A 12,153-nucleotide genomic window follows, 5' to 3' on the forward strand; every position below is an offset into this window, starting at 1 on the left:
AACTCACGCTATCTGGCTTCTCACCGCCGCTCACAACGGGCGAGAAGCCGATTGATGGATCCGTACCTGTACGAGGGAGAACTCGACTGGTGCCACGGCGTGAGTGGACTCCGATCGACGAGCGCTCAGTGCCCCGTATCGTGGGGATTGAGCGCGGTCCCGTAGTTCTCGGCGTGGTCGGTGTAGTCGATGAACCGCGGCGCGTCGGGGTCGAACGGCCGCTGCAGGCTCTCGAAGGCCTTCTTCTTGTCCCAGCTCTGGAGGCCGCCGATCGCGCCGCGGTCCTCCAGGTCGTGGTAGTCCAGGTTCGGCTCGGTGAGCTCCCAGGCGTTCATTCCTTGCTCGGTTCGGACGATCACGCTCGAGTACTCGTCCGAGGAGCCGACGGAGCCAACGGTGATGTCGGCGGCGTAGCCCGTGAAGTCCGCACACTCGTCACAGCCCTTGAGGGCGGCGTCGTGGAAGTTCTCGATGTCCTCCTCTACGATCATCTCGCCGTCGTGGCCGTAGACCATCATCTTCCCGTGGAGGACGTCCATCTTGCCGATCTCGTCGGGAGAGATGCCGCGTTGCTCCTCTAACATCTCGCCCATCAGGCTGTGGTAGTTGAAGTTCTTCGTACACATCAGCGCGATCGTATAATCGACGGCACGAACGCCCTCGTTCTGTTTCTGGTAGTCCCACTCGAAGTCCTGGAGCGCGCGGATCCCCTCGATCTCACAGGGGGTGCCCACGAGCGCGAGGCTCATCTCGTCCCAGGACTTGTCGGGGAGCTTGTGCTCCCACTTCGAGAGGTCGAGGTTGCCAAGCGCCATCGTCTGGTTGTAGATGGTGCCGGCGTTCTCGATCAGGTCCTCGTGGCTCGTCGCGAGGTAGCTCTCGGCCTTCCAGGCCTCCTCGTCGCTCTCGGTCGCGATCAGGGCGCCGTCGATCTCGCCCTTCTCGAGCAGCGTCGAGAGCACGCCGGTGACGACGCCGCCGTCCTGAGCCCCGTCGGTCCAGTCGTCCTCGACCTTCGCTGAGAACTCCGTGATCGGATCGCCCGCGCCCTTGACGTTGTCGTCGCCGCCGGTGATCTTCCACTGGCGCTCGTACCGGAGTCCGCCACGGGGACAGAAGTCCCAACAGAGCGAACAGCCGGTACACATTTTCACTAACTCGGGCAGGTCGTCGTCGCCGATCCCGATCGAGTCGGAGGGACAGGCTGCGACGCAGGTCCCACACTGGATACACCGGCCCTCGTCGATGACGGCCTCGTCGAGTTCCATGAACCAGGTCTTCTCGTCGGGCGTCTCGATGTCGTTCATCTGCGACCGGATCGAGTAGTCGGGGGTGTCGAGGGAGACGCCCTCGGGAACGCCGATGCGGGGCGTCGGGTCCGTCCCCTCGATGTCCTGACTCGTCCCCTCGGCGGCGGGTTCGGTGAATTTGAGGTCACCCAGCGAGCCGTTCTCGTCGACGTTGGCGACGCCGCCGCCGTCCGTGACGGGCTGCTTCTGCTCGGTTTGGGCTCCACAGGTGCAGGTCTGGGGCGAGCAGCTCTCGCTCTCGTCGTCAGCGTGATCGTGTCCGTGATCGTGGCCACCGTGACCGCCCTGCTGGGCGTCGAACGCCTTCGACGGCGCGTCGGCGCCCTGGTGGTCGTGGCTGCGCGCACTCTGGGTCGGCGGTACGCTCACGTTCTCGTCGTCCTCTCCGACGTCAGGAACGCCGGGGAACGCTCGCTCTTCCGAGGACTCGCTGCGCTCGTCCTCGCGGCTCGCGGCTCCGCCGCTCGCTTCCTTCGAGGGCTCACTGCGTTCGCCCTCGCTATCAGTCCCCATGGGCAACACCTCGCGTAACGGGGGCGTCTGCCTGGCGCATCACGTCCCGGAGCCGGTCGTTGTCCACTCGCCGACACCACTCGTAGAAGCGTTCGCCCTCGGTCCGCTCGTCGGCATACGCCTCGAAGAGCTGCTCGATTGCCGGGATGACGGCACCGGCGGGGACGGCGGTCTCGACCCAGTCGAGGAACTCGTTGTCCGCGCCGAGCGCGCCGCCCAGCCCGAAGTCCATTCCCTCGACGATGTTGTCGCCCTCGGCATTGGGGCTGTGTTCGTCTTCCAGCTTGACCGTCTCCCCTCGGAAGCCGATGTCGGCGATCTGTGGCTGGGCACAGGAGGCCGAACAGCCCGACATGTGGGTCCGGACGACGTCGATCTCGTCGGGGACGTCGATGCGCTCGTCGAGTTCGCGGGCCCAGCGCTTGGTCCGCTTTTTGGTCTCGATGATCGCGTAGTTACAGAACTCGTTGCCCGTACAGCCGACGGCACCTCTCGAAAACGGGCCGGGGTCGGGCTGGTACTCCCGGGCGAACGGCTCCGCCAGGAGGTCCTCGACGTTCTCCTCGGGGATGTGCGTGATGAGGAAGTTCTGATCCGTCGCGAGCCGGACCGATGCCTCGTCGGTGCCGTACTTCTTTGCGGCGCGGGCGGCCTCGGCGAACTCGTCGCCGCCCATCCGGCCGGCGATCACGTTGAAGCCGACGTACTGCAGCCCCTCCTCTTTCTGGTCGTGGACGCCGACGTGGTCGCCCCGGTAGCCCGTCGTCAGCCCCTCGCCCGCGGTCGGGAGATCGACGGTACAGCGGTCGCGGACGGCCTCCTCGAACTTCTCGGGGCCGACCTGCTCGACGAGGTAGCGCATTCGACAGACGCCGCGGTTGTGCCGGTCGCCGAGTTCCTTGAACGTCTGGGCGACCGCACGACAGAACTCCACCGTGTCCTCGGGTGGGATGAAGACGTCGACGTTCGAGGCCATTCGTGGACCGTCGGACAGCCCGCCGCCGAGGCGGGCGTGGAAGCCGTAGTACTGCTGGCCGTCGATCTCCTTGCGAGCGGGGACCAGCCCGACGTCGTTGATCTGGGACTGGGCGCAGTCGTGGGTACAGCCCGTGATCGTCATCTTGAACTTGCGGGGGAGGTTGGCGTACTCCCGATTCTCGGTGAAGAACTCCGAGACGGCGTCGATGACGGGCTGGGCGTCGAAACACTCGTGGTCGTCGAGGCCGGCGGCGGGACAGCCGAGCACGTTTCTCGCCGAATCGCCACAGCCCTGGATCGTCGTCAGCCCGACCTCCTCGTATCGCTCCCACATCTCGGGGACGTCCTCGACCTCGATCCAGTGTTTCTGGATGTCCTGGCGGGTCGTGATGTCGAGGTAGGCGTCGCCCCAGAGTTCGTTCTGTTCGGCGCCGCCGTGTTCCTCGGGCGCGGTAGCGAGGTCGTCGGTGACCTCGCCGATGACCTCGGCCTGTTCGGGCGTGAGGTATCCACCGGGGACCTTCGTGCGGACCATGAAGAAGTCGTCCTGTTTCTGGGTGTACATCCCGGCCCACTTCAGGCGCTCCCACTCGCCGCCGCCGGCCTCCTCCTCGATCTCGGCGAACGAGAGGCCCTCGTCGGCGTACCCCTGGAGGTCCTCGATGACGTCGAGGGGATGTTTCTCCTGTTTGTGTTGCTCGACCGTGTTCACGCGAACCACCCTGTTCGCGTGGGCTCGAAAGCGCCCGCTCTTCCGGCGTTCATGGATTGTCTCCCCCCTCGGCGGGGATGGCCGTTTCGGAATCGATCGACTGGGCGGTCGGTAGATCCATCTTAGAGGTGTAGTACGCTCCACGACCTATACGGGCGCGCAAAGGGGCGAACACTGACGTGACTGGGATACACCGGCAATCGGTGCCGGTATCGTCGCCCCGTCCGGTCCCGGGCCCTTCGAGAGGCGACGGATCGGGCAGGATCCCCGCGAACGGGCTCCCTCGTCCGGAGACGACGGGGCAATACTTGCCCGTAGTCGGGCACGGCGGTCCGTGGGTCGCGGGCTCACCCCTTCGAAAGGTATAGGGGTCTCATCCGACCAGGACTAGGCAATGAGCGCCGACGGCTACGACCACGAGACGGTCGAGCGACGCTGGCAGGAGGCGTGGGCCGACGCCGACGTCTACCGGACGCCCGACGACGCGACGGACCCCGCCTACGTCCTCGGGATGTACCCCTACCCCTCCGGCGAACTCCACATGGGCCACGTCCGCAACTACACCATCACCGACGCCTACGCCCGCTACCTCCGGATGTCCGGCGAGGAGGTGCTCCACCCGATGGGGTGGGACGCCTTCGGATTACCCGCCGAAAACGCCGCGAAAGAACGCGACACGAACCCCCGCGAGTGGACCGAGGAGTGCATCGCTCGCATGAAAGGTCAGATGGAGTCGATGGGCTTTGGCTACGACTGGGAGCGGGAGATCACGACCTGCGAACCCGACTACTTCCGGTGGAACCAGTGGCTGTTCTCGCGCTTTCACGAGGAGGGGCTGGTCTCCCGGCGGGACGCCGAGGTCAACTGGTGTCCGAGCTGTGAAACCGTCCTCGCCGACGAGCAGGTCGAACTCGAGGACGGGGTCGAGATCTGCTGGCGGTGTGATACGCCCGTCACCCAGCGGGAACTCTCCCAGTGGTTCCTCGAGATCACCCGGTACGCCGACGAACTCCTGGACGCCATCGACGGCCTCGAGGGGTGGCCCGACCCGGTTCGGGGGATGCAGCGAAACTGGATCGGCCGCCAGTACGGCACCCGCCTGCCGTTCGAGATCGGCGAGGCGCCCGGCGCCTCGGACGAGGATGATACGGGGAGCACGGAGTACGGCACCGTCGAGGCGTTTACGACCCGCGCGGACACCGTCTTCGGCGCGACGTTCTTCGCGCTGGCGCCCGACCACCCGATCAGCGAGACGGTCGCCGAGGACGACCCCGAGGTTCGCCGGTTCGTCGAGGAGGAGGCCGACCCCGAAGGGGACGAACCCAACGGCGTCCGGACTGATCTGACGGCGACGAACCCCGTCACCGGCGAGGAGCTTCCGGTGTTCGTCGCCGACTTCGTCCTCTCGGACGTCGGGACGGGCGCCCTGATGGGCGTCCCGGGCCACGACGACCGCGACCACGCCTTCGCCGAGAAGAGGGACGTTCCCATCGAGCCCGTGGTGGCTCCCGTACCCGACGACTGGAACCCCGATTCGGGAACCGTGCCCGACGCGCCCGACGTGAGCGAGTCCGCGTTCACCGACGACGGCGTGCTGGTGAACTCCGAGGAGTACATCGGCCTCGAGAGCGAGGCGGCCCGCGAACGGATCACCGCCGACACCGAGGGCGCCGAGGAGGCGACCCAGTACCGGCTCCGGGACTGGGGGATCTCCCGCCAGCGCTACTGGGGGACGCCGATTCCGGTCGTCCACTGCGAGTCGTGCGGTCCCGTGATGGTTCCCGACGAGGACCTGCCCGTCGAGTTGCCCGAGTTCGTCAACACCACCGGGAATCCCCTCGACGCGGCCGAGGAGTGGAAGGAAACGACCTGTCCCGACTGCGGGGCGGAGGCCGAACGGGAGACCGACACGATGGACACGTTCGTCGACTCTTCGTGGTATTTCCTCAGGTACGTCTCGCCCGACATAGAGAGCGCCCCCTTCGACGTCGAACGGGCCAACGACTGGATGCCCGTCGATCAGTACGTCGGCGGGATCGAACACGCTGTGATGCATCTGCTGTACTCGCGCTTTTTCACGAAGGTGCTCGCCGACCACGAGGGTCTCGAACATCGGGAGCCCTTCACGGACTATCTCGCCCAGGGGATGGTGCTGCTCGACGGGTCGAAGATGTCGAAGTCGAAGGGAAACGTCGTCTCTCCCCAGGAGATCGTTGCGGAGTACGGCGCCGACACCGCCCGGCTGTTCATGATGCAGGCCGCCCAGCCGGAGCGCGACTTCGACTGGAGCGAGGAGGGCGTCCGCTCGACGCACGCCTTCCTGAATCGGTTGCGCGGGATGGTCGAGTCGTTCGTGGAGGACGACCCCGACGGGGACGACGACGCGGTCGCAAGCTACGTCGAAAGCGAGATAGCGGCGACGGTCGCCATCGCCACCGAGGAGTACGAGGAACTGACGTTCAACCGGGCGACCCGGGAGGCCCAGGACCTGGTTCGAACGCTGCGCCAGTACGCCGACTACACCGAACCCCACGCGGAGACCTACGAGCGCGGGCTCGCCGCCGTCGTCCGGCTGCTCGCGCCCGTCGCCCCCCATCTGACCGAGGAGCTCCACGACGAACTCGGCGGGGAGGGATTCGTCGCCGAGGCCGACTGGCCCGACAGCGACGCCGACCGCGAGCACGCAGAGCACCGGCGTCGCCTCGTCGAGAACACCCGCGGGGACGTCCGCGACATAATCGAGGTCGCCGGCATCGACGACCCCGAACGGATCGAACTCGCGGTCGCGCCCGACTGGACGTACCGTGCCCTCGAGGTCGCCCTCGAGTCGGAGTCGCCGAACCTGATCGGCGACCTGATGGGAGTCGAGGAGATCCGCGAACACGGCGACGCGGCCGCCGACTACGGCCAGGACCTCCAGGCGGGACGCGAGGCCTTAGAGCCGACGCTCGCACGAGAGGAGGAACGCGCAGCCCTCGAGTCGGCGGCCTGGCTGATCGAACGCGAGTTCGACGCGCCCGTCCGTGTCGTCGACGCCGACCCCGACGCCGGTGACGCCGAACCCGGTCGGCCGGCGATCGAGATCGTCGAGTGAGTCGCGAACGAGGACCTGAACCCTTTTATCTGCCCGTCGTCTCCCCGCTGGTAATGGTTCGAACGACCCGCGGGAGGTGGGAGCGATGACGACCGACGTGACCGAGATCACGGTCATCGGGGACGACGACACGGGACTGATCGCCCGAGTGACGAGCCTCCTCTTCGAGCGCGGGATCAACATCGAGGACCTGGATCAGGCGGTCAGGGAGGGCGTCTTCCGGATGTACCTCGCGGTCGACACCTCCGACATGGTCTGTACGGAGGACACGCTCCGGGCCGACCTCCAGGAACTCGGCGACGACCTCGGACTCGACGTCCAGGTCCGCTTTCCGGCCGACCGCGAGAGCCAGCAGATCGCCGTCCTCGCGACCAAGGAGAGCCACTGTCTTGAGGCGCTGTTCGAGGCGTGGGCCAACGGCGACCTCGGGGCGGACATCGGCGTCGTCATCGCCAACCACGACGACCTCCGGCCCCTCGCCGAACACTACGACGTCCCCTTCCACGACATCGGGTCCGAGAGCGGCGCCCAGAACGAGGAGCGCCTCCTCTCGCTGCTCGCCGAGTACGACGCCGACCTGATCGTGCTGGCGCGCTACATGCGGATCCTCAGCCCGAACGTCGTCTTCCGGTACGAGGACCGCATCATCAACGTCCACCCCTCCTTGCTGCCGGCGTTCCCCGGCGCCGAGGCCTACCGCCAGGCCGTCGAAGAGGGGGTCCGGGTCGCAGGGGTCACCGCCCACTACGTCACCACGGATCTTGATCAGGGGCCGATCATCACCCAGCGGGCGTTCGACGTCCCTGACGACGCCGACCTGGGCGAGATGAAACGCCGCGGCCAGCCCCTCGAGGCCGATGCCCTGCTCGAGGCGGTCCGGCTCCACCTGAACGGCGACGTCTCGGTCCACCGCGGTCGGACGACGGTCCGGGAGGGTGAAGGAGAGTACCAGCTCGGCCTGCACGAAGAGCACCGCGAACTCGTTCCCGACCGGCCGGTCGACGGGCTCGCAAGCGCGGTCGGCTCGTCCGACGACGGCGATACCCCGAAGGACGCGGCCGGCGACTGACCCGGTGTCAGTCGGCGGGCTGGCGTCCGGCGGCGCCGGCCGCGCCGCTCTGCTGTATGACGTTGAACGCGGTCATGAGGTCGGTCCGGGAGATCAAGCCGACGAGGTCGGGATCCCGGGCCGCCTCGTCGTCGACGACGAGCAGCCGGCCGATCCCTTCCCCCTGGATGCGTTCGATCGCGGTCATCGCGCCCGCGTCGGCGGTGATCGTCTTCAGGTCGGTCGACATCACCTCCTCGACGGTGTAGGCGTCGCGTTCGACCTCCCGCACCTCGCGGGCGTCGTCGAGCGTGACGAGGCCGACCAGGCGGTCGTTCTCTATGACCGGGTAGCCGGTGTGGCGCTCGCGGAACATCCGCGAGACGAGTTCGGCGACGGTCGTCTCCGGGGTGACGGTGTGGAGGTCGGAGGCGGGGGTCATGATGTCGGCGACGGTGACGCCCTCGAAGGCGGCTTTCATCGTCACCTGCTGGGACTCGCTTGCGGCGCCGATGTAGACGAACAGCGCGACGCCGATCAGAATCACGTTCCAGGCCAGCAGGCCGAACAGCCCCATCAGGACGGCGAACGTCTTCCCGACGCTGGCGGCCTGCTGGGTCGCGCGTGCGTACGGCCGAGACCGGGCCAGCAGCGCCCGGAGGATCCGGCCGCCGTCCATCGGGAACGCGGGCACCATGTTGAAGATCGCGAGCGCAATGTTGAGGACGGCGAGGTAGCCGAGCACGAACCGGATGCCGTCTACGGCTCCCGAGGAGAGGGTCCCCTCGAGGACGCCGGGGGTCGCGAGGAAGGCGACGTAGGAGACGGCGCCGACGAGGACGCTGACGATCGGACCGGCGATGGCAATGGCGAACTCCTGGCGCCAGTCCTCGGGCATCTCCGACAGCGAGGCGATCCCGCCGAACAGCCAGAGCGTGATCGACTCGATCGGGAATCCGTAGCGTTGGGCGGTAAGCGAGTGACCGAGTTCGTGTGCGACGACGCCGACGAAGAGGCCGACGGCGGCGACGAGCCCCAACACCCAGGGCATCGTCCCGGCGGTCAGCGGTTCGACGGCGATCTCGGCGCCCCAGAGCTCGTTGAGAATCTCGGCGGTCGGCTCGATCTGGACGCCGATGAGGTAGGCAAACAGCGGAAGGACGAGCAGGAACGTCAGGTCGAGCTTGATCGGAATGCCAAACAGCGACCCGATCCGGAACCCCTTCATGCGGAGGGATACCGGGGGAACGCCCTTAAACGCGCCGCCGCCCCGGCCGTCGGCGGGCTTTTGATCCTCGAGGCCGTACGCGGCCCCATGAGCGAGGACCCGGCAGGCGAGCAGTCGGGCGGTGGCGAGGACGGCGAGTTCGCCGCCACCTCCGACGCCGGCCCGGAGGAGTCCGACGAGGACGAAGAGTGGGAGTTCTCGCTGGCGGACATAGAGGAGCGGGCGGCGGGAAACGACGACGACCGCGGGGACGGCGAGGGGGGGCCGCGCGCGCCCGAACCGAACTCCGCGTCGGTCGTCCGGGGGAGCCCGTCGGCCGAGAACGCCGCGTTCGTCCTCCTGGGCGCGCTCGTGATGGTCGGCGTCCTCGTCCGCCTCGTCGCTGCCGGGTTCGGGATCTGAGATCGAGGGGCGGTAAACCTTTAATCGTGCCGAGACCTTAGTCGCCGTCATGGTCGAATTCCTCGTCGAGAACCTGCCCCTCGCCCTTCTCGGGGCGGGGCTCGTCCTCATGGTCCTCGAGGCGGTCTCCCCCGGCGCGCACCTGATCGTGGTCGGCGTCGCGCTGGTCGGGGCGGGCCTGATCGGCGTGCTCTTCCCCCCGATCGCGGGGCCGCTCGTGATGGCCGCGCTCACCCTGCTGTTCGGCGCGGCCGCGACCTGGATCTACCGCGAGTTCGACTTCTACGGCGGAAAAGGCACCGCCCAGACCAGCGACTCGGACTCGCTTTCGGGACGGACTGGCTACGTCACCGAGCGAGTCACGAACCGAAGCGGCGAGGTCAAACTTGAGGAGGGCGGTTTTAGCCCCCACTACAGCGCGCGGACGGCCGACGAGCCGATCCCCGAGGGCGAGGAGGTGATCGTCCTCGATCCGGGCGGAGGGAACGTCCTCACCGTCGCCCCCCTCGGCGGACTCGGGGACGACGAGATCGACCGGGCGCTCGCCCGCGAGGCCGCGAGCCGGGAGAGCGAGCGGGGGACCGACCGTGCCACCGAAACCGAGAGGTCGGGCTGAGGCCGGACCTGTCACTCTCCCAAGGGAACGCTTTTTACGCTACAGCTACAAGTCGCTCGTATGGCATTCGAACCAATCGTCCTCCAGGCCGAGGTCGGGCTGGCGATCGGCGCGCTCGTACTGGTCGTCGTGCTCGCCGCCCTGCTGAGCGCGATCGAGATCGTCAACGCCTACGAGAAGCGAGCGCTGACCGTCTTCGGGGAGTACCGAAAGCTGCTCGAGCCCGGGATCAACGTGATCCCGCCGTTCGTCTCGAACACCTACAAGTTCGACATGCGGACACAGACGCTCGACGTTCCCCGTCAGGAAGCGATCACGCGGGACAACTCGCCGGTCACCGCCGACGCCGTCGTCTACATCAAGGTGATGGACGCCAAGAAGGCGTTCCTCGAGGTCGACGACTACAAACGCGCGGTCTCGAACCTCGCACAGACGACGCTGCGGGCGGTGCTGGGCGACATGGAACTCGACGACACCCTCTCGAAGCGCGAGGAGATCAACACCCGCATTCGCACGGAACTCGACGAGCCGACCGACGAGTGGGGCATTCGGGTCGAGAGCGTCGAAGTGAGGGAAGTGAACCCCTCCCAGGACGTCCAGCGCGCGATGGAGCAACAGACCTCCGCCGAGCGCAAACGGCGTGCGATGATCCTCGAGGCACAGGGCGAACGCCGCAGTGCCGTCGAGAAAGCGGAGGGTGACAAGCAGTCCGAAATCATCCGCGCCCAGGGTGAAAAACAGAGCCAGATTTTAGAGGCCCAGGGGGATGCGATCTCGACGGTCCTCCGTGCGCGCTCGGCCGAATCGATGGGCGAGCGCGCGATCATCGACCAGGGGATGGAGACGCTCTCGGAGATCGGCCAGTCCGAGTCGACGACATTCGTCCTGCCCCAGGAGCTGTCCTCGATGGTCGGGCGCTACGGCAAACACCTCACGGGCAGCGACGTCAGCGAGGGCGACGGAAGTCTGGAGAGCCTCGAGTTCGACGAGGAGACCCGCGAGCTGATCGGGCTCGACGACATCGCCGAGATCATCGGCGAGATCGACGAGGAAGCCGAGATGGACCTAGAGGAACTCGAACAACAGGCCCAGGCGATCAAGGAGGGGAAGGGAGCGGGGGACATCTCGAACTCCGACGACGTGATCGCGGACATGGGCCAGGAGTTCGAGGAGGCTCCCGAGCCCGAACCCGACGAGTAGCCACGATCCCCGCGGCGTTCGCGGGGCGGCCCGAGCGAAACGCGTTTTACGCCGGGGCACGTTCGGAAGGGTAAGACAGCATGGCGGGCCAGGGAACCGACGGCGTCGACGAACGCAAACGGGCGACGCTCCGCAGGTTCGCCGCCGTCGGGGCGGCCTCGCCGCTGGCACGCCTCTCGGAGTCCGACGAGGGGTCCGAGACGGGCGGCAGCGAGGCCCGCGACGCGATCGCCGGCTACCTCTCGACGACCCCCGGCGCCCACTTCTCGAAGATCAGGGACGACCTCAAACTCGGCACCGGCGAGACCCAACACCACCTCCGCCGGCTCGAGGAGGAGGGCGTCGTCGAGCGGTTCCGGGACGGCGACTACAAGCGCTTCGTCGCCGCCGGTCGGTTCGACGCCTTCGAGAAGCAGGCGCTCGGCTACCTCCGGCGGGAAACGCCCCGGGGAATGCTGATCGAACTACTGGCCCGCCCGGAGGCGACCGCGAGCGAACTCGCGACCAGTCTGGGGGTGTCGGCGCCGACGGTCAGCAAGTACGCCGGCGAGCTAGAGGAGGCGGGGCTGCTCTCGCGGGCCGACGGCTACGCGGTCGAGCGCCCCGAAACGATCCTCCTGCTCCTCGTGGCCCACGCCGACTCCTTCGGGGACCGTGCGCGGACGCTCGCGGCCGAGGCCGACGGACTGGTGCGTTACGACGGCTAGACGCTCACTTTCCAGGTGGTGCTCGAGGAGTAGCCCCACTTCTCGACGTCCACTCCATAGTTGCCCTCCTGGAGGGCGGTGATGTTCGAGCCGACCTCCTTGGGGGTCATGTCGAGTTCGTTGCCGATGAGCCTGGACTTGAAGTAGGTCTTGGTCGCCGCGTTCTCCCGGAGGTATCGGAGGATCCGTCGCTGTTTGCTCGTGAGGTCGGGTGCCAGCGTCGTGGCCATATCGGGTAGTCGGTCGAATCGGCCTTAGGGGGTTTGGTACGTCAGGTTAACCCGGTGCCCGATAGCGGTTTTCCCGTCAGTAACCTCCGTATTCCGGCGTGGGGTGGCGCCCCAG

10 protein-coding genes are annotated in these 12,153 nt (G+C 67.2%); 6 read left to right on the forward strand and 4 right to left on the reverse strand.

All coding sequences use genetic code 11. The features are described from left to right. Positions 1 to 125: 125 nt before the first annotated feature. Both LCF40_RS07110 and LCF40_RS07115 read right to left on the reverse strand, forming a co-directional pair. Positions 126 to 1,823, reverse strand: coding sequence for a Coenzyme F420 hydrogenase/dehydrogenase, beta subunit C-terminal domain (locus LCF40_RS07110; RefSeq protein WP_224827898.1), 1,698 nt, complete (start codon positions 1,821 to 1,823; stop codon positions 126 to 128). Beyond that, positions 1,813 to 3,513 (reverse strand): nitrite/sulfite reductase, encoded by a 1,701-nt coding sequence (locus LCF40_RS07115; RefSeq protein ID WP_224827899.1) that lies wholly within the window; start codon positions 3,511 to 3,513, stop codon positions 1,813 to 1,815. The genes LCF40_RS07110 and LCF40_RS07115 overlap by 11 nt, the downstream gene beginning before the upstream one ends. Before the next feature lie 394 nt (positions 3,514 to 3,907). Here LCF40_RS07115 and leuS point away from each other — a divergent pair, with 394 nt between their 5' ends. Together leuS and LCF40_RS07125 are read left to right on the forward strand one after the other, a co-directional pair. After that, positions 3,908 to 6,607: a leucine--tRNA ligase gene (gene leuS / locus LCF40_RS07120; RefSeq protein ID WP_224827900.1), complete on the forward strand. Its 2,700-nt coding sequence runs from the start codon at positions 3,908 to 3,910 to the stop codon at positions 6,605 to 6,607. 85 nt (positions 6,608 to 6,692) lie between these two features. Beyond that, complete coding sequence (locus LCF40_RS07125) at positions 6,693 to 7,676, forward strand: formyltetrahydrofolate deformylase (protein ID WP_114576970.1); 984 nt, start codon at positions 6,693 to 6,695, stop codon at positions 7,674 to 7,676. A 7-nt stretch (positions 7,677 to 7,683) separates the two neighbouring features. On the opposite strand, the gene LCF40_RS07130 is transcribed toward LCF40_RS07125, so the two are convergent. Next, positions 7,684 to 8,883, reverse strand: coding sequence for a site-2 protease family protein (locus tag LCF40_RS07130; protein ID WP_114576971.1), 1,200 nt, complete (start codon positions 8,881 to 8,883; stop codon positions 7,684 to 7,686). Between the two features lie 87 nt (positions 8,884 to 8,970). Between LCF40_RS07130 and LCF40_RS07135 the strand changes: the two genes are divergently transcribed. The 4 genes from LCF40_RS07135 (at position 8,971) to LCF40_RS07150 (ending at position 11,808) form a co-directional block, all read left to right on the forward strand. After that, positions 8,971 to 9,285: a DUF7312 domain-containing protein gene (locus tag LCF40_RS07135; RefSeq protein WP_114576972.1), complete on the forward strand. Its 315-nt coding sequence runs from the start codon at positions 8,971 to 8,973 to the stop codon at positions 9,283 to 9,285. 49 nt (positions 9,286 to 9,334) lie between these two features. Continuing rightward, on the forward strand, positions 9,335 to 9,901 hold the full coding sequence (locus tag LCF40_RS07140) for an NfeD family protein (RefSeq protein WP_224827901.1): 567 nt from the start codon (positions 9,335 to 9,337) through the stop codon (positions 9,899 to 9,901). Between the two features lie 60 nt (positions 9,902 to 9,961). Beyond that, the gene (locus tag LCF40_RS07145) at positions 9,962 to 11,101 is read left to right on the forward strand and encodes an SPFH domain-containing protein (protein WP_114576974.1); all 1,140 of its coding nucleotides are present in this window, start codon (positions 9,962 to 9,964) and stop codon (positions 11,099 to 11,101) included. An 80-nt stretch (positions 11,102 to 11,181) separates the two neighbouring features. Beyond that, entirely contained in the window at positions 11,182 to 11,808 is a 627-nt protein-coding gene (locus LCF40_RS07150; protein WP_114576975.1) for a winged helix-turn-helix transcriptional regulator, read from the forward strand. Here LCF40_RS07150 and LCF40_RS07155 read toward each other — a convergent pair. After that, positions 11,805 to 12,038: a DUF7123 family protein gene (locus LCF40_RS07155; protein ID WP_198667877.1), complete on the reverse strand. Its 234-nt coding sequence runs from the start codon at positions 12,036 to 12,038 to the stop codon at positions 11,805 to 11,807. The two genes, LCF40_RS07150 and LCF40_RS07155, sit on opposite strands and share 4 nt — an antisense overlap. Positions 12,039 to 12,153 lie beyond the last annotated feature (115 nt).

It is taken from the genome of Saliphagus infecundisoli, from assembly GCF_020177375.1.
Lineage (GTDB): Archaea > Halobacteriota > Halobacteria > Halobacteriales > Natrialbaceae > Saliphagus > Saliphagus infecundisoli.

What these genes read in the sequence shown, in the direction of transcription:
- LCF40_RS07125 (WP_114576970.1), top strand. Translation starts at nt 6,693, where the DNA reads ATGACGACCGACGTGACCGAGATCACGGTCATCGGGGACGACGACACG.
- LCF40_RS07145 (WP_114576974.1), top strand. Translation starts at nt 9,962, where the DNA reads ATGGCATTCGAACCAATCGTCCTCCAGGCCGAGGTCGGGCTGGCGATC.
- LCF40_RS07130 (WP_114576971.1), bottom strand. Translation starts at nt 8,883, where the DNA reads ATGAAGGGGTTCCGGATCGGGTCGCTGTTTGGCATTCCGATCAAGCTC.
- LCF40_RS07150 (WP_114576975.1), top strand. Translation starts at nt 11,182, where the DNA reads ATGGCGGGCCAGGGAACCGACGGCGTCGACGAACGCAAACGGGCGACG.
- LCF40_RS07155 (WP_198667877.1), bottom strand. Translation starts at nt 12,038, where the DNA reads ATGGCCACGACGCTGGCACCCGACCTCACGAGCAAACAGCGACGGATC.
- LCF40_RS07110 (WP_224827898.1), bottom strand. Translation starts at nt 1,823, where the DNA reads ATGGGGACTGATAGCGAGGGCGAACGCAGTGAGCCCTCGAAGGAAGCG.
- LCF40_RS07135 (WP_114576972.1), top strand. Translation starts at nt 8,971, where the DNA reads ATGAGCGAGGACCCGGCAGGCGAGCAGTCGGGCGGTGGCGAGGACGGC.
- leuS (WP_224827900.1), top strand. Translation starts at nt 3,908, where the DNA reads ATGAGCGCCGACGGCTACGACCACGAGACGGTCGAGCGACGCTGGCAG.
- LCF40_RS07140 (WP_224827901.1), top strand. Translation starts at nt 9,335, where the DNA reads ATGGTCGAATTCCTCGTCGAGAACCTGCCCCTCGCCCTTCTCGGGGCG.